At 43.2% G+C, this 17,574-nt stretch carries 10 protein-coding genes and 1 tRNA gene; 7 read left to right on the plus strand and 4 right to left on the minus strand.

The window, feature by feature from the left end:
* Window positions 1–321 precede the first annotated feature (321 nt).
* Complete coding sequence (locus tag CDC33_RS21140; RefSeq protein WP_109010479.1) at window positions 322–993, plus strand: nuclear transport factor 2 family protein; 672 nt, start codon at window positions 322–324, stop codon at window positions 991–993.
* Between the two features lie 143 nt (window positions 994–1,136).
* Here the strand turns inward: CDC33_RS21140 and CDC33_RS21145 are convergent, their stop codons facing one another.
* Together CDC33_RS21145 and CDC33_RS21150 are read right to left on the minus strand one after the other, a co-directional pair.
* The gene (locus CDC33_RS21145; RefSeq protein ID WP_369694336.1) at window positions 1,137–1,724 is read right to left on the minus strand and encodes a 5'-methylthioadenosine/S-adenosylhomocysteine nucleosidase family protein; all 588 of its coding nucleotides are present in this window, start codon (window positions 1,722–1,724) and stop codon (window positions 1,137–1,139) included.
* A 156-nt stretch (window positions 1,725–1,880) separates the two neighbouring features.
* The gene (locus CDC33_RS21150) at window positions 1,881–3,461 is read right to left on the minus strand and encodes a group II intron reverse transcriptase/maturase (protein ID WP_109010482.1); all 1,581 of its coding nucleotides are present in this window, start codon (window positions 3,459–3,461) and stop codon (window positions 1,881–1,883) included.
* An 805-nt stretch (window positions 3,462–4,266) separates the two neighbouring features.
* Here CDC33_RS21150 and CDC33_RS21155 point away from each other — a divergent pair.
* From CDC33_RS21155 to CDC33_RS21180, 6 genes are all read left to right on the plus strand, one after another.
* Window positions 4,267–6,972: an efflux RND transporter permease subunit gene (locus tag CDC33_RS21155; RefSeq protein ID WP_109010484.1), complete on the plus strand. Its 2,706-nt coding sequence runs from the start codon at window positions 4,267–4,269 to the stop codon at window positions 6,970–6,972.
* Window positions 6,972–8,024 (plus strand): hopanoid-associated sugar epimerase, encoded by a 1,053-nt coding sequence (hpnA, locus tag CDC33_RS21160; RefSeq protein WP_244919302.1) that lies wholly within the window; start codon window positions 6,972–6,974, stop codon window positions 8,022–8,024. Before CDC33_RS21155 ends, hpnA begins: the two co-directional genes overlap by 1 nt.
* A gap of 34 nt (window positions 8,025–8,058) precedes the next feature.
* Window positions 8,059–9,078: an adenosyl-hopene transferase HpnH gene (gene hpnH, locus CDC33_RS21165; RefSeq protein ID WP_109010485.1), complete on the plus strand. Its 1,020-nt coding sequence runs from the start codon at window positions 8,059–8,061 to the stop codon at window positions 9,076–9,078.
* 500 nt (window positions 9,079–9,578) lie between these two features.
* Window positions 9,579–10,040, plus strand: a complete 462-nt coding sequence (locus CDC33_RS21170) for a tRNA (cytidine(34)-2'-O)-methyltransferase (protein WP_109010487.1) — start codon at window positions 9,579–9,581, stop codon at window positions 10,038–10,040.
* A 791-nt stretch (window positions 10,041–10,831) separates the two neighbouring features.
* Window positions 10,832–13,138, plus strand: coding sequence for a peptidoglycan DD-metalloendopeptidase family protein (locus CDC33_RS21175; protein ID WP_109010488.1), 2,307 nt, complete (start codon window positions 10,832–10,834; stop codon window positions 13,136–13,138).
* Window positions 13,139–13,304: 166 nt separating this feature from the next.
* A tRNA-Met gene (locus tag CDC33_RS21180) sits at window positions 13,305–13,378 on the plus strand.
* A 932-nt stretch (window positions 13,379–14,310) separates the two neighbouring features.
* On the opposite strand, the gene CDC33_RS21190 is transcribed toward CDC33_RS21180, so the two are convergent.
* A complete protein-coding gene (locus CDC33_RS21190) occupies window positions 14,311–15,279 on the minus strand; it encodes a DUF4351 domain-containing protein (RefSeq protein WP_109010491.1) in 969 nt (322 codons plus the stop codon).
* Window positions 15,280–15,377: 98 nt separating this feature from the next.
* Window positions 15,378–17,477, minus strand: coding sequence for an amylo-alpha-1,6-glucosidase (locus CDC33_RS21195; protein ID WP_109010492.1), 2,100 nt, complete (start codon window positions 17,475–17,477; stop codon window positions 15,378–15,380).
* Window positions 17,478–17,574: the final 97 nt, after the last annotated feature.

Here is a 17,574-nt window from a genome sequence, read left to right on the forward strand (position 1 = left end):
CTCTTTATTCTCATTTTGTGATACAGGTTAAGCTTCAAGCCTGGACAAGCCTGATTTTGTGCAGCCTCTTATACCAATTCTCCAAAATGAGGCAACAGATGTAAATCAGGAAAGTCTTGCTGTATCTAAGTTTCTTGATTACGAATGGGCGAAAAAGCGAATTGCGAATTGGTATTAGATAATTGGCATTATTTAGATTTGTGCAAAAAGTCAACTTTTTTAAGTTAATGATAAATATTTTTTAGTTTTATATATTTTTTGACTGACTTGTATCCATAAAACTTTATTCTGAGAAACGATGTTTATAGCCAGTCAACTTGTATGAGTAGCAAAAAAACTACAGAATTACCGCTCTGGTTACAAGATAGAGATATAGTCATTGCTCATGATGAAGAAGTACAATGGCGAGAAGGAAAACGCCCGGATTATTCTTATACCAATGAATTTCTTCATCAAGAAAGTAAATTTCAGCATCCAGAAGGTTCTTTAGAAGCGATCGCACAAAACTTAGTCCGAAATTTTGAGATGGAAGCTTCTAATAAATCTAATCCTCAACAGTGGCTTTCTATTGTTACTGATAAGTTTAAGATGAGTACCAATGGAGGGCAACAATACACTGCTCAGGATGTTGCAGTCGAAGGTACTTATAATCTCTTCCTGGGTGAAAGTGAGCAATATAGCTCTGAAACAGAAACCTTTGAATCTTCATTTCAGGTTTTTCATAATGCTTTTCCTAATGGCTTCCTTTGGGAATTAACAGAAGTCCTTTCGGGGCCACCTAATGTTACTTTTAAGTGGCGGCATTGGGGAACATTTAATGGTTCTTATAAAGACTATGCACCTACAGGAGAAACAATAGAAATCGTAGGAATTAGCATTGCTCGCGTGAGTGATGATTTGAAGATTGAATCTTTAGAGCATTATTTTGATAATAATGTCTTTCTTCAAAAATTAACCGCAGGGGGTTGTCCTTTCCATTCCCAAAAGCAGTAGTCCTGGCAGCAATAAGTCGCACTAGCTTGACTACATGAGACAAAATTTGCCTCCGCAGATTAGCAAACCTTTGATTTTGTTTTAGTCCACGGAGGTGGACTTTGTTTATGTAGTAGCGGCTTCTAGTCGTCTAATACTTATTACTACAATCTATTGCCAGAAAAGAGGCGATTCGTAACTTGCTTTAACACCTTTAATGCTGTTAATGAACCTCGAATCAGCCGAGTAGCAGCAAGGGGCTGTCGAAGCATTCCCATCGCTAAAGGCAAAGGATTTAGGGAACCATCAGAGTTAATTGCTGGTGTGAGATCAGGGATATTGTGCTGACAATCATCGCTGACTACTCGCAGCATTGCCACTGCAACTCCAGCTGCATTGAAAAACTCTAGGGCGGTAAATCCTTCCATATCAACAACATCAGCCGCCATCTCACCTAAACGACGTTTTTCGGCAGCAGACCAAATTACACGATCGCTTGTCAGTGACTTGACTAAATTGGGTAGGGAGTGGGGAGAAACGCGATTAATCGCGTCTGTACTGAGTGCTGAGTGTAATTGTGCTGTGAAAGTGCGATCGCACTCTAGCCGCTTCCCTTGATAAATACAATCTTGATACAAAACAATATCACCAACTGTATAGCGATCGCTCAAGCTGCCACAGATACCCATAATCAGCACTCTGGAAGTCCCTAAAAATTGTCCTTGTTGTAGGTATTTAAGTAAAGGCTTCATCCCGACAGGTATGGCTACTACCGTTGGGATAGAACCAGTAACGCCGCTTAATCCGCGACAGACAGCTTTAGGTTGAGTCGATGGGGGATATTATTCCCCGCACCTCTCAGTTAGATCCGTGCGTGCAGCTTTCACTGCACACGGCTCCCGATGTTCTTAGCTTGCGCCTTTGCTCATGTGTTTATAATCGTGGCAACTCTCATGAATTGCTTCCAGATTGTTTTTCTTCCAGTTGGCGTGATTTCCATCGATGTGATGCAGGTGAACCCGTTCTTCATTGATGAACCTTAAGCCGCAGGAAGCACATCTATGGTTTTGCTTCTTAAGAGCAATAGAAGTTTCGCCCTCGTAGAGCATACTATTACGTTCGCTCCAGTAGGCTATATCTCCGTCATAGGGGGATTTTAATCCTTTGACTGAGACGTGTTTATTTTCGGAGTAGGAAACTGCTGGGAATCCCTTGTCTAGTAACTTCTTGCTAGAGTAGCGGTTTTGTTTGGTTTCCTTGTTAAATACCCTGTATGCTCTTGTTTCGATGTGGTATAGCGAGTTTCTAGACCCGTCCATCTTGCAGAACTTATGGTAATTCCTCCAACCTCTAACTACCGGGGCTAATTCAAGAGCCTTTGTGGTAGCACCATAATTCGAGTTGTTGACGATGTATTTTACTTTCTTACGAAAAGCTTTGAAGTTGTCCACTGAGGGGCTACATCTGAACTTTCCGTTTTTCTGGACTTTGAAGTGCCAGCCGAGGAAATCAAACCCATCTGTCGCGGCGGTAACTTTGGTTTTCTTTTGGCTTACATTCATTCCGCGTTTGCGGAGGAACTCGCTGATTCTTTCAAGTATCTCTGTTGCATCATCTTCGGGTCGGAGTATAATAACCATGTCATCCGCGTATCGGATTGATGGCTCGGCAATTCTTTCTGCCGATGTTTTAGGTGTAATCCTTTTACCATCTCTATATTGAACGTGGTGTCTGTGGATACTCTCAATTCCGTTGAGCGCAATATTAGCTAGTAATGGGCTGACCACTCCCCCTTGTGGGGTTCCAAGTTCTGGGAATTCTGGATTTACCCCTGCCTTGAGGCATCGGTATATTCCGAGTTTTAAGCCAAAAGGGGCAATGAGTTCGTCCATTATTGCTGAGTGGTTAATCCTATCGAAGCACTTTTCAATATCGAGTTCAATTACTCGTTTTTCTATTCCATTGGATGTGGATTTAAGATTTTCAAAGATGTACTTTTGTGCATCATGGGCAGAGCGCCCAGTTCTAAACCCATAGCTCCTAGCATGGAAAGTGGCTTCGTGTGCTGGTTCGAGTGCATATTTTGCTAGGCATTGCCAAGCTCTATCCGCGATGGTCGGTATCTTGAGCATTCTGGTAGTCCCGTCCTTTTTGGGGATGGGGATTTCCCTTAGTCCTTGATGCTTCCAATTTCCACTGTTCATTTTCAGTAGTTCTTCAAGTTTGAAGCGTTCTTCAAATGAGAGGGATTTCTTCCCATCAATACCAGCCGTCTTTTTACCAGCGTTTAGCTGAGATACAAGTCTTATTGCAAGAAATCGAGCCGAGGTGGATTTAAGAATAAGCTTTTGGAGTGACCGAGCTTTCCGCTTGTCTCCAACTTGAACAGCTTTAAATACGCGCTTTTGAAGGCGGAAAAGGTTACGGCGGAATTTCTTCCACGGTAAAGCTCTCCAAGATTCACTAGTTTTATAACTGTGTCTAATCATTTTCTCTTCTAGAGTTTGTATTTTCTGAACACCTCAGACCAATTACGGTCTGTCCTACCCGAATTGTGGGGATTCCTCCGCTCGTCTGGGCTACTTGGGGAACGAAAGCCCCTAGACCCACAACTCGTTTTTATTCGTTCCCTCGGAGAGATTGATTGTTCCGTTAGATGCAGCCATTTCGACTACTGGATTCCCTGGACTCTTGCCGATATTAGAGTAAGTATTCGGCGGGAATAGACTCCAGTGGGGTCAGGGGTTTTTTGGTTGCGCCCTGCCTGGGAGTAAGTCGCTTTTCTAGGCTCTGTTTCATCGTAGGAACTCCCTATTAGCGCCAGTGTCAACCCGCAACGGTCGTCTGATTGCGCCCTGTTCCCAGCTTCACTCTACAAGAACCGAGCTTGTTCGGTGTGGGCAGATGAGGAGTCAATTCTGAGTCTGAATGGCAGGACTTGCACCTGCATCTGACCGAGAGTTCAGCCTTTGGCGACAGTAATCTGCTGTCAGGCTGGGTTAGTTATTTACGGATTGATTACCGTGATTCACTATCCAACGAATCGCACTATTCTGCTCCCTGAGGTACCAGAATTGTGGTAATGGGCAAAAAATTAGGCACTAGCCCTCTCGACAGTTTCAAGTTTACGTTTGGGTATTAACTCAAGGATGTTTCTTTTTGTATTAAAGATTGGGTCATATCTGAGTGACAATAAGTAATATTGCTGTTTAGTACTAACCAAAACTCGCAAACCGAAGGTGATTGCTGTAGCATGACTAAATAATTGTGTCACCCACACGATAATTTTCCAAGATGGTAAAGCTTCATAACTCCAAATCCGCACGAGAAGTCTTCAATATTTCTAAATTGGCGATTCAATTTTCGTGGCTGACAGTGAGTTTTTGGATTGCCGTAACAGTAGCTGGTGTTCTGGCTTTCAGTTCCCTCAAGTATGCCTTGTTTCCAGATATTACATTTCCAGTGGTGGTTGTGAATGCTACAGCCCCCCTGACAACTGCCCTGGATACAGAAGCAAAGCTCACTAAACCCCTGGAAGAACGCCTCCGCTCCCTAGAAGGACTGGAGAATATTCGCTCATCCACTTATCCTAGTCAAACAGCCGTTGCCCTTTCTTTCGCGGTTGGGACGAATTTAGAAACATCGACCAAAAAAGTTGAAACTGCCCTCAAGCAGTTGACTCTACCTCAAGGGGCGACTTCTAAAATTATTCCCCTGAATTTAAATGAATCAGCCGCCATTAGTTATGCCATTGAGAGTTCCACACGGAATCTTACAGATTTGACAGAGTTGGCGAAAGACGAGATTGTGAGTGCGATCGCTAAACTGCCAGGAGTTCTAAAAGTCTCGCTGTTGGGTGGTGCTACTGCAACTCCTCCCGTAAATCCATTGAATGCGAGTGCAGCTATTCCCCAAGCAGGGGCAACATTAGTCCGATTTAATGGGCAAGATGCACTCGCATTTCAGGTAATCAAACGTGGCAATGCTAACACTTTGGAAGTAGTGAGTCGAGTTGAAAAAGAAGTCCAAAGGCTGCGGTCTAGCCTGAAGGATGTCAAACTCACTTTAGCTTCTACTCAAGCAGAATATATCCGCCAAGCCACTAGGTCAACAATTGATGCGCTGATGGAAGCAATCTTGTTGTCGATAGTGGTAATTTTTCCTTTTTTATGGAATTGGCGAGCCACTCTAATCTCTGCCTTGGCGATTCCTACGTCTTTGTTGGCGACGTTTATCGTCATGGCGATTTTCGGCTTTAACCTGGAAACAATTACCCTGCTGGCTTTAGCTTTGGTGATTGGTAGTATTGTTGATGATGCGATCGTTGATGTGGAAAACATCATGCGACACGTAGATGATGGGGAAACTCCTCGCCAAGCAGCGCTTTTAGCTACAAATGAAATTGGGTTGACAGTCACCGCCGCCACTTTAACAGCAGTAGCGGTTTTTCTGCCCATAGGTTTGATGGGCGGGGTAATCGGTCAGTTCTTCAAGCCTTTCGGTATTACTGTTTCAGCCGCGATGCTCGCTTCTATGCTAGTTGCTCGGACTTTATCTCCAGTCCTAGCTATCTACTGGCTGAAACCCAAATCCTCGCTCTCCCCGCGTCGAGAAGCAAATATATCGGTAGCGTTTAGCCAATTTTACAGAAACTTGCTGAGTTGGTCTTTGAATCACCGCAAGATAGTTATCGGATTAGCTGTACTCAGCTTTATCGCAGGTATAGCACTGATTCCACTAATTCCCAAAGGCTTTATTCCTAAACTCGATCGCGGTGAATTTAATATTGCTTATACGGCTCCTTTACCGAGTATCCCCGATTTGGCAAGTAAGGGAGCAGGGGCAGCAGGGGGAGAAAAATTAATTCCCTCATCCCAATCGCTAGTGCCCAATCCCCAATTCCCAATCCCCAATCCCTTGAACGATTCTCTTGAGGTTGCAAAGAAATTAGAAGAGGTTGTAAGAAAATCACCGGCAGTAGAAACGGTATTTACCACTGTTGGTTCCCGTGAGGGTGAGCCGAACAAAGGGATACTATATGTAAAGCTTAAAAAAGACCGCACAATCACAACTGCCGAACTACAAGACCAATTCCGCTCCTCATTACCTACTCTTTCTGGAGTAACTACTAGTGTCGAAGATATTCAATTTGTTGATTCTGGCGGTCAAAAACCCCTCCAGATAGCTTTACGCGGTAATGATCTCCAAGCCTTAAGCAAAGCAGTCAAAGCAATTAAAGAGAGAATTCAGAGACTACCGGGATTCGCTGATGTCACAGTTACAGGTGAAACGAATCCACAGGGTACAGTTTTTCAAATCGAGCGTCTGAATAATCAGCGCGTGGCTTACGTCAGTGCTAATCTTGGCAAGGATTTATCCTTGGGTGATGCTACTGACAAAGTGGTAGCTGAAGCTAAGGCGGTGTTACCCCCTAATGTTTCCTTAAATTTAGGAGGAGACTCTGCTAGCCAAGGTAAGGTTTTTAACAGTTTTGGCAGTACTTTAGCTCTATCTGCTCTGTGTATTGTCATAGTACTAATTTTGCTGTTCAAAAGCTGGGTAGACCCTCTGGTGATTGGTGTCTCTTTGCCTTTAGCGCTAGTGGGGGCAATGTTGGCATTACTAATTACCAAAAGCGACTTTGGCATGATCTCACTGATCGGTTTTGTGTTTTTGCTGGGGCTGGCAAATAAAAATGCCATCTTACTGGTGGATTACATCAATCAATTACGCAACGCTGGCTTAGACCGCACTGAGGCAATCCTCAACACCGGACTAGTGCGCCTCAGACCAATTATGATGACCACTGCCTCCACTATTTTAGGGATGCTACCGATCGCATTAGGTTTTGGTGCTGGTTCAGAATTGCGATCGCCGATGGCTGTAGCGATCGCAGGTGGACTGGTGACTTCAACTATCCTCAGTTTGATAGTTGTGCCGGTAGTCTACGCAATTTTAGACGATTGGTTTCCCCGATTTCGCACGAGAGAAAGAAGTTGATGCAAGTTTTTGTCACTGGGGGTACGGGCTTTATTGGCGCCCACTTAGTACGGTTGTTACTACAACAGGGATATGATGTCAAAGCCCTGGTACGCTCAAGCAGCAATTTGGAGAATCTACGCGGTTTGGAGGTGGAAATTGTCAAAGGCGATTTGAACGATCCAAATCTCTGGCAACAGATGAGAGGTTGTCAATATCTATTTCATGTGGCAGCCCATTATTCCCTCTGGCAAACAGACCGGGAGTTACTCTACCATAACAATGTTCTGGGTACGCGCAATGTGTTAGCAGCAGCCCGCAAAGCTGGCATTGAGCGCACGGTTTATACCAGTTCAGTAGCGGCAATTGGGGTAGGATCATCTGGGGAAGTTGTGGATGAAACACATCAGAGTCCCTTAGAAAAGTTGGTGAGTGACTACAAAAAGTCTAAGTTTCTCGCTGAACAAGAAGCCATACAAGCCTTTGCTAAAGGTCAGGAGGTAGTTATTGTCAATCCCAGCAGCCCAATTGGCTCGTTGGATATCAAACCTACCCCGACAGGTGATATAATTCTGCGGTTTTTGCGTAGGCAAATGCCCTTTTACTTAGATACTGGTTTAAATTTTATCGATGTGCGGGATGTGGCATGGGGACATTTACTGGCTTTGCAACGGGGTAAATCAGGCGATCGCTATATCTTAGGTAATCAAAACCTAAGCCTCAAGGAACTACTCGAACAACTCGCCGATATCACAGGTCTAATAGCACCTCAACGAACAGTACCCGCTTGGCTCCCTTTTAGTGTTGCCTGGGTTGATGAAAACATTCTCGCACCCTTGGGTAAATCGCCCTCAGTGCCATTGGATGGCGTTCGGATGGCGAAACAACCTATGTATTACAATGCCGCCAAGGCTGTACGAGAGTTGGGTCTACCTCAATCTCCGCTAAAGGTGGCACTCAAGGATGCCGTGAATTGGTTTGTTGCTCAGGGGTATGTCAACCCCTCTGGGGAATTCAAAATTCAAAATTCAAAATTCAAAATTAAAGACCCCACAGATCAATATTGGGGTTGAGAACGTGGTGTTTTGATAACAGAGGAGTAATAGAATGGCAGTTAATCTACAACAAGCTATGGATATTGGGAAGTATCTTGTTACCCAGCGTTTGAAAGGACGTAAACGCTTCCCCTTAGTATTGATGTTGGAACCTCTTTTTCGGTGTAATCTGGCCTGTACTGGTTGTGGTAAAATCCAACATCCAAAGGAAATTTTAAAGCAAAATCTCACCCCAGAACAGTGCTTTGCCGCAGTGGAAGAGTGTGGCGCACCGGTTGTTTCAATTCCGGGGGGAGAACCGCTTCTACATCCCCAGATTGATGAGATTGTTCAGGGATTAATTGAGCGCAAGAAGTATATTTACTTGTGTACCAATGGCTTGTTGTTAGAAAAGAGCCTGGATAAGTTTCAACCTTCCCCTTACCTGACTTTTAGCGTCCATTTAGATGGGATGCGGGAGTTGCACGATCAGTGTGTCGATCGCAAAGGTGTTTTTGATATTGCTGTCAAAGCCATTCGTGCCGCTAAAGCTAAAGGCTTTCGTGTCACCACTAACACCACTATCTTTGAGGGTACCCAACCCAAAGATATGCAAGAGTTCTTCGACTTTCTAGAAACGCTAAATACTGACGGGATGATGATTTCTCCCGGTTACAGTTACGAGTGGGCACCAGATCAAGATCATTTTCTCCACCGAGAACAAACACGCACCCTCTTCCGGCAAATTCTGGCTCCTTACAAAGCTGGTGAAAAGAACTGGAACTTCAATCACAATCCCCTGTTCTTAGATTTTCTCACAGGTGAAAAGGACTACGAATGCACGCCTTGGGGTAGCCCTAGTTATAGCGTTCTCGGCTGGCAAAAACCTTGCTATCTGCTAAACGAAGGTTATTACTCTACCTTCAAGGAATTAGTGGCACAAACTGACTGGAGTCAATACGGCCAGAACAGTGGTAATCCCAAGTGTGCCGATTGCATGGTTCACTGCGGCTACGAACCCACCGCCGCAATGGATGCAATGCAACCGCAAAATATGGCGCGTGCCCTTGGCAGTGTGTTTGGCAGGGGGTAGTGGTTTGTCCCATTAATTATGAAGGTTAAGAGAACGAACCGCGAATGCGAGTCCGTCTCGCAGAGAAAATACGAAGTACACAAAGGAAGAGTAAAGAAGAGAAATTTAAAAACTGATTTACTCCGCAAAATTAATGGGACAGACTACTAGTACAACAAACGCGGAAATAAACATACCATTTCAAATGGCGCAAGAAGCTCGGAATACAATTATGCGTGACTTTTGACTTTTGACTTCCCCGCAAGGGCCGACTTCCGCCTTGCGGTACTAGCCTTAAAGGACACAAGCTCTTTTTATTTCTACACAAAACTTAATATTTACTGATTTTAACTAAACATCCTCTTAGACATTGCTCTGGAAGCGCTTGGGCTTCGTTTTAAAAATCTAATTAATGGAGGATGTTTGATTATTATTAACAAAACCTATGAATCGCCTCTACCCTTTGGTAGATTTAACATTGACAAGAAATTTTTTTATACAATACGTAGATTATACGGTCAATGCCCCAGGTAGTTTTAGTTAACCCACAAATTCCTCCTAATACAGGTAATATTGCCCGTACTTGTGCTGCTACGGGTACAGAGTTGCATTTGGTGGGGCCTTTGGGATTTGAAATTAGCGATCGCTACCTCAAAAGAGCCGGATTAGATTACTGGTCTTACGTTCAACTGCACTATCACGAATCGCTAGAAGCCTTTAAAACCTTACATCAGCAGCGTGGAGGCAGATGGTTAGGTTTTAGTGTCCGTGGAAGTTGTAATTACGTCAGTTTTCAGTTTCAACCAGATGATTGGTTGCTGTTTGGTAGTGAAACTACTGGCTTACCACCAGAAATTTTGTCTGATTGCGATGCTACTCTGTATATTCCTATGAGCCAACCGGGGGTTCGCAGCTTGAATCTTTCAGTAAGTGTAGCAATTAGCTTATTTGAAACCCGTCGTCAGCTAGGCTATTTACAATAGTTATTTACATCATTTTTATAAGTATATATACTTATAAAAATCCTAAGTATCTATTAGACAAACGATTTGTGGCAGTAAAAGTTTTCTAAATTACTGGAATAATATGTAAAACAAGATACCTAAAATTAGTTCTTTTCCGAAATTGTAGTGGAAGATACTTACAAGGATACGAAGGTTATTATAAGAAATCTGTATATAAAACTTGGGATATTGCCAAATTTGAATGATAGATTTTGATGAATCTGAAGCATCCTAAATTGGGGGTAAAAAAAGCTAAATCCAGTCAAATTAGACATTTCAGCCATTTTAGTTCGAGCAACGTTAGAAAGTAGCCCCAAAGTAGCCGATAGATCATACGGTTGTTTTTTAGGGAATAATCAACGTAAAGTCTCGTGTTGAGAAGACTGATTGGGTAGAAATATCTTGAAGATATCTACAGTGGGGGGCATCACTTTTCCAGAAGTCGCAGCAATTTAATTCTCGGCAGCGACTATGGACTTGGCAAATAGTTTGTCCAGTCCCCGCGATTGACGCAAGACAATGGCGGACAATGGTAAAAAGTAAAACGTCCTAAGTGGTGTGAGGAGTGGTTCGGACAAGTAAACACAGCAAAATTTAAGTTTTGCTAATACGTGTGAACTTGTTTAAATCAGAGAAGCAGGTTAATCTTGCGTAAGCATCTCTGGTGAATGTGATCTTGATCTATCATTCGTTGTGATCTAAATCATTTACTAGTATCCAACTGAAAAATCGAGGTCAGTTAAGCGCTAGTGATCATTAGGAGGTCGTCTTTGAAACGAGCATTGAAAAAGAGAGTGAAAGCTGTGTTGAACAATAACCCCAGCAGCGATGATGCCCCGGTAGAACTGCTAAATGTGATAAATCCAAAAGTTAACCGCCGGGTGCGGACAAAAGCCGCCATGATTGGCTTGGCAATCTCTATGGGAGCAACCAGCCTTTTGGTGACTCGACAAAGCGATCAAGCCCAAGCAGCAGTGCCTGTAGGGAGCCAAAAGGCAACCTCAACAATTCCTGCTATTCCTGACACTGAGGTGAAATTTGCCTCCACAAAGCTGGAGTCCCAAGCAGTCTCATCAGCGAGCGTGCCGGAAAATCCTGTTATTGTGGAACCAACGGCAGTCTCACAAGTGCCTGGGCTTGAAGCTAAATGGCAAGTCGCGGCAAAGGGAATGTCTTTGCAAGTTCCTGCATCAGAAAGGTTTTCTCAAGGAACAGCAGTTTATAAAAATTCCACTTACCTGAACCCCCAAGTGGCACAGGGATTAAGTAATACCTTAGCTGAGGCTAGTTTCCCAACAGTCAATAATCTGTCTGAGTCTAGTGCTGATGGTGTTGGTATTGCAAATGCATCAACTGCCCAGCCACAAACAGTGGCAACGTCAACCGCAGCCAACAGTGAAATAAATGCACAACTTAAGGCGCAACAAGAGTTCGCACTGAATCGTTTACAAGAAAAATCGAACCGTTTAAGAAACAGTCTGGCACAGTTGCGGTCTGGGGAGACTAAAGATTTATCACAAGCTGATATGGGGTTGGCACAGCCAACAACTGTAGTTGAGAAGACTGTATTAGCCCAGTCGGACACTTCTGGCGATGCAAGCAAAGCGAAGCTGATATCGAAGTTAAAACAGAAGACACAGACGACTGCACTAAAACCACTAGCTACACCAACAGTTATTGCGTCCTCGACTCGAACATCTTACGAAGTTAAGCCTGGAGATACACTAGCAGCGATCGCCAGCAGATATAACACTTCCGTATCAGAACTAGTCAAGGCAAATAACCTCAATGATCCAAATGAACTGAAAATTAGTCAACAACTAATTATTCCTGCTGTTCAAATGGAGGCAACTGTAGCAAGTAACCCCATTGTAGCGAGCACTACTTTTGTAGAGTCCAGCAAAGCTCCAAAAATAGACAACTCCCCTATAAATATTGGTAGTGCCAACTCATATTTACCTAGTTCACAATCACCAGCTATTGCCGACAACAGTAACATTACCGTCCCTACACCGGTAACTGTTCAGGTTCAGGCAAATAGTGCGACCAACTTAGAAAAAGCCCCTACCCCTACTTCTTATGGCGTCGGTGGTGAAAATCAAGTGCCACAAACTTTTGCCGAAATACAACAGTTTAAAGCACCAACAAATAGGGTAGCAAGGGTCAACAATAACAATAATGACCGTTTGCGGAGCTTACAAGCGGAAATTCAGAGGTTACAGCAGAAATATCGCACTCAACAGTCTGGTAACTCAGTTGTGTCAGCAGCAGCTTCTGAAACTAATAATGCTGCAATGCTCACTCCTATTTCTACCCCTAATAATTTCACTGTACCCAATGCGGCTCGACCCAATAGTGTAGCAATCCAAATTCCAGTTCCTACACCGATTCGGAGTAACTATAGCGTTCAGCCAATTAAACCCCAATTCCGTACTTCTGTGCGCCCTAGCGAGGTAGCAAACCCAGAATTCTTACCTAATCTAGGGTCTGCTAGTCAGTGGACTCCTTCTAGCACGCCATCTGCCATAAAGGTAAAAGTTGCAACGCCCTCTGGAAGAGTAAATGCCTCTGACTCCTTAGGAATGATGCGGGGAAGGACAGTTACACCACAGGTACTACCATCTTTGGCAGCAGTTGATCAATATCTGCCCAGACCTGTTGACGAACTTACGCCTCCTCCATCTACTTCAACCATAGCTTACACCTGGCCAGCAAAGGGTACTCTCACTTCTGGCTTTGGTATGCGTTGGGGAAGACCGCACAAGGGAATTGACGTTGCTAACTCCACTGGCACGCCTGTTGTCGCCTCAGCTGAGGGTACGATAGAAAAAGCTGGCTGGAACAACGGTGGTTACGGGAACCTTGTCGAAATCCGCCATCCTGATGGCAGCACGACTCGCTACGCTCATAACAGCAAAATTCTGGTACAACCTGGTCAACAGGTGCATCAAGGAGAAACAATTGCTTTAATGGGTAGCACTGGTCACAGTACCGGGCCACACACCCACTTTGAAATTCATCCATCAGGTAAGGGTGCTGTTAACCCAATAGCCTTCCTACCACAGCAACGCGTGTAATTCCTGGCTATCTGTAACTAAATCATTGCCTTGTTAGTTGAGGGAGGTAAACTCCCTCTTTTGCTTTCTATTACTTCAACGGAGATGAAAGCTGTAAAAAAATTGCAAAAAAGGCTATCCTTTAGCAAATTTATATGCTATATTAGTTAATGATTTGGAAAGATATGGCTCAGTAGCTCAGTTGGTTAGAGCACGGGACTCATAAGCCTGGGGTCGTTGGTTCAACTCCGACCTGAGCCATTTTAAAAGAAGGATAATATAAGGGTTTCAGCTTCTAGTTATCAATAGTACTAGAGAGTTGTATTTTTATATAAGGCTCTTTTGACTATGAAATGACTATGCTTAATTTAATACATATTTTAAGTAAAAATACCCTTATATTTCTGAGCTAATCACACTTAATATGCGATTAGTCTATACATAAACTTTATGAAGATATTTAATAACTTAATAAACTTATTAAGTGTGATTTGAACTAAAAAATGAGATTTTAACTTATGATATGCTTCAGAAATGAGTATCCAGTTTATAGTTCACTTTTAGTATTCGAGTTTTTTACTAATAATGATTATCGTGTAGGGTATAAAAAGACTGATAAGAGGGATGTTCGTATCAATACTCCGGCTTGATTATCATTATTAGTTCAGTACGATTTGAGTAGGCGATCGCTCTGTTGTTAAGCGATCGCTTGGACAATGAAATATTTTATTTTTACTCAGATATCTACTAAAACAAAGGTTTTGAACCATAACATGGGCATTTGAACCATATTTTGAATTGAAAGTTTAAGTTAGAGCAATTTTTTCAGGGATTTTTTGTGCAAGTTTTATCCAATTGTGTTTTTTCAACTCATTCTCTAGTTATGATTCAGAATTTCAACTCTCACTCATAATTTGATTCAAAGTTTTAATTTGTGATTAGCGCAAAAGCCTGAATTTTCGTTAACTCTTTTCTAATTTATGGATCAAAATTTTTCTCACATTATGATTCAAAGCATATTAAGAGTTACCTCAAAAAGTAAACTAGGAATTTTGCTTGTATATTTAGTTTTGTCTGGAATTTTATCAGGTTGCTGGGCAGGGGTGACTTGCCCTGGATATGGTAAAACAATATCTAAAAGTTGTGCAGATAAAAACGGATTAAGTTGTACAACTGTTAGTTTCGCAGTTGCATTAAGGGAACGTTTGATGAGTTTGTAGCCAGTTGAGCAAATCAGCGATCGCACTAAAATCTAACAAAGCCTCACCCAGTGCTTCCAATTGTTCTAGAGAAAGACCCTGAATCTGTTCTCGAACCTGCTGTGGTAACTCACCTACCCGTTTTTGTAGCTGTCGTAGTATAAGTGTTTGTGCTTGTTCCTGTTGTCCTTCTTCCTTACCTCGCTCGTAGCCAATGCGCTCGCCTGTGGTAATGTAACTCATGGTACGCTCCTGCTCGAATTGTTTAAACTCCTGCCAAAATTCTGCTTCTAATCCTTTTGGTAAAATCATAACCCAATCGATAAAACGATAGAGATTACGAATATCCCTTTCTTGCAGCCCTTGTTCATACAATCGCCGAATTAAACTAAATTTCCACGTTTTCCTTTCTCCCAACTGTTTAGTAGTTTGCTGGGTTTTCAAATGTGCCATTACCACCGTCGCAAAGGGATTATTGCTGTTTTCTAACTCTGTCCATCGATTTTGATAATCGAGCAGTTTGACGGTTCCAAATCTAAAATGCAGACCACAATCGGGATAATTATAACTGTATTGATTTGGTCTCCAAGTCGAGTCAGCATCGCACAAGATTGCTAGGCTAATGGCTGGTTTAGCAAATTTGTCAAAAATTCGCAGGTTGTAGGAAAACATCCTTTGAGCAAAATTATCTTCCGATTTTGCCTGAATTTCGACATGAATCAACAGCCAAATTTCCTCTCCTTGAATTTGCCAGACTTTGACCAATTTATCTGCATATCTTCTACCAAGTTCTGCTTCCCGAACTATTTGTTGAAATTCCTTATCAAGAAACTCGTGAGGACGTTCCCAATTAATTAGTGCTGCTGTTTGCGGAAAGAAAAATTGCATTGCTTGTGGGAAGTAAGCTTCTAGGATTTCTTTCCACGGGGAATCATTATCGGCTCTTTCTCGTTCCTCGCTCATGAGTTGATTGGTAGATTCATGTTCTTGATAATAAGATGTAAGCAGCCGATATTTTCAGCAGGTTAGAAGTTCCTTGGTCAAGAAAATTATATTCAGCACTATTTAATGTGGCGGATGACTTCGGCAACTGACCAAGCTTGAGCGATCGCACCTCTGGGTTTGTGAGGAGCATCGCCATCAAAAATCTCAGAAATAGAACCAAGACAAGCGTCAAATAGGAAGTGATCTAGCAAAGGTTGCCAATCAAAAGGCAGCGATCGCTCTGGATAAAAACGTTGCCAAGCCCGAATATATGGCCCAATTAGCCAAGCCCAAACAGTGCCTTGGTGATAAGCGCGATCGCGTTGCTCTTGATTACCCTCATATCTGCCTTTGTATTCGGGATCTCCTGGATCGAGACTGCGAAGACCATAGGGGGTAAGTAAGCTGAAAGTTGCCAAATCTAATACTTGACACCCTTGCTGTTCAGAAAAGGCGCAATGTTGCAGCGACAGCGCCAAAACAGCATTGGGACGAATTTGAAAATTCCGGCGATCGTCCGGCTCAATAGTATCGTACAAATAACCCAGTTGAGGATTCCAGAATTTTTGCAGCGAGGTTTTTACATGTTCTGCTTGTTGAGCATAACGCTGTGCTTGCTTCGTGAGGCGCACTGGCTCACCAAACTCAAGCTGGCTCAATCGTTCTGCCCACTGACTCAGCCAACATAAAGCTGAATACCACAGTGCATTGATTTCCACTGGCTTACCGTAACGAGGAGTGACGGGGTATGCGCCAATTACCACATCCATCCAGGTAAGGGCAACACCAAGAGCATCCCAACTAACTAATCCATCGATGGCATCCATCTGAATATTGAAATGTGTACCACCAACAAATGCTTTGTAAATTTGCTGTACTAAAGGGAATTGCTCTGCCAAAAATTCCCAGTCTTGGGTAGCTTCTAAATAAAGTCCTAAAGTTTCAATCCACCACAATGCTGCATCAATAGTGTTATAAATTGGTTCTCCATTGACATCAAGAAATGCATTAGGAATCAAACCGTGGCGGCAATTATGCCCAAAAGTCCGCAATACTCCTTTTGCCAAGTCAAAGCGCCGTGGAACTAGTGCCAACCCAGGTAAAGCAATTAATGTGTCGCGTCCCCAGTCATTAAACCAGTGATAACCAGCAATGACCGTAGGGCCTGGAATTGAGGCTCGATAGACGATAAACTGATCGCTTGCTTTGAGTAGTTGTTGCCAGAGTGGGGATTGGGGATTGGGGATTGGGTATTGGGTATTAGAAAACTCTTCCCCAGTCCCCACTCCCCAGTCCCCAGCCCCTCCTTGACTCCATCCAAAAATCTGGGAGAGCCGTTTTTGCTCTGCCTCTACTGCTTCTGCAAAGGTTTCGCCAGTGAGAACACCTGCCGTCGAGTCGGGAAAACCTACTCGTGCTTCTAGAGTGACTGTATCTCCTGGTTGCAGTGTAACTATCAAGTAACCAGGACTGTAGAGGTCTTCTTTGTTGCCTAATCCCCGTTTTGTCTCCTCAGGCAATCCATAATTCCAATACCAAACTGCATCTGTTTGATATCTTCCTTGTGTCCAGCGCAAGTGCCAAGGTATACCGAAATTCTTAGAATTTTTTGCTTGCAGACAGATTTGCTGTTCCCCAAGCAATTGTGAGAACTGTAATCCTAGATTAGCAGTTTGCTGATGGTGAAAGTTACGTTCTGCTATCAGCAGTCGCAGCCGTAAAATTGCTGTGTCACTTCCCTCGTAGCGATATTGGATTAAAGTCCGATGGCAAAATCGAGAGTGGGCACAGCCGCGATTAATCGCGTCTGTACTATGATTCTTTTCCCTACTCCCTTCCCAACCATAGGGCATCACCAATTGTCTGGTTAACTGCCAGTTATCTTGACCCCAAATCCATTTTGGAACTGGGTTAATATCAAAACAGCGTAGCAATTCGTAGCCTGTCGGCTCAATCTGACCGTTACCCCAAAAATTTGTTCCCAGTGCTACAACGTTCCCTAATACTTCCAAGCTAGCTTCTAGGTGCGAAAACAGCAGAGTCCGCTCAGAAGGAGGCTTTGTAGCGGCAAACAGCCAACCGTGATAAGTACGTGTGCGGACATCCGAAACTGTACCACTGGCAAAACTTCCTAAGCCATTGGTAAGCAACCATTCTCTTGTATCTAAATCAAGCATTTGCTACTCAAAATCGTTATGAGTATGATATAGTCGTAACAGATCGTAATTAAACTGTGAGAGCGTGGATGGGTGAGTTTTACTTGGCCCAAATTCC

The organism is Nostoc commune NIES-4072 (genome assembly GCF_003113895.1).
In the GTDB taxonomy this organism is placed as follows: Bacteria; Cyanobacteriota; Cyanobacteriia; order Cyanobacteriales; family Nostocaceae; genus Nostoc; species Nostoc commune.